Origin of the sequence: Psychrobacter sp. CAL346-MNA-CIBAN-0220 (assembly GCF_040309805.1) — a bacterium.
Taxonomy (GTDB): domain Bacteria; phylum Pseudomonadota; class Gammaproteobacteria; order Pseudomonadales; family Moraxellaceae; genus Psychrobacter.
In genome coordinates this window covers 1-263 of sequence record NZ_JBEOPF010000395.1, presented here as the reverse complement: position 1 = coordinate 263, position 263 = coordinate 1, and the positions used below count along the sequence as shown (strand labels likewise).

Here is a 263-nt window from a genome sequence, read left to right as displayed (position 1 = left end):
CAAAAAAGCCTTCCACACTAGGAAGGCTTTTAAACGCTTAAACTAAACGAGTAAAAAATATTAATTACAGTGTTAAAAATACAATTAACCCGACCCCTAGAAATAATCGGTAGATAACAAATGGCAACATTCCCATGCGTTCTATTACTTTTAAAAACATATAAATACAGACATAAGCCGATAAAAATGACAACACAACACCTAATAATAAGGTGCTCCAGTCAACTAGATGATCCCCTAGTGCAAGCTCAACGGTATAGTAA

At 34.2% G+C, this 263-nt stretch carries 1 protein-coding gene; it reads right to left on the bottom strand.

Features of this window, described 5'->3' with window-relative positions; all coding sequences use genetic code 11:
* Nucleotides 1-64 precede the first annotated feature (64 nt).
* Nucleotides 65-263: undecaprenyl-diphosphate phosphatase (locus AAEY88_RS14110; protein ID WP_350563388.1), on the bottom strand; the 199-nt coding region annotated here is incomplete at its 5' end.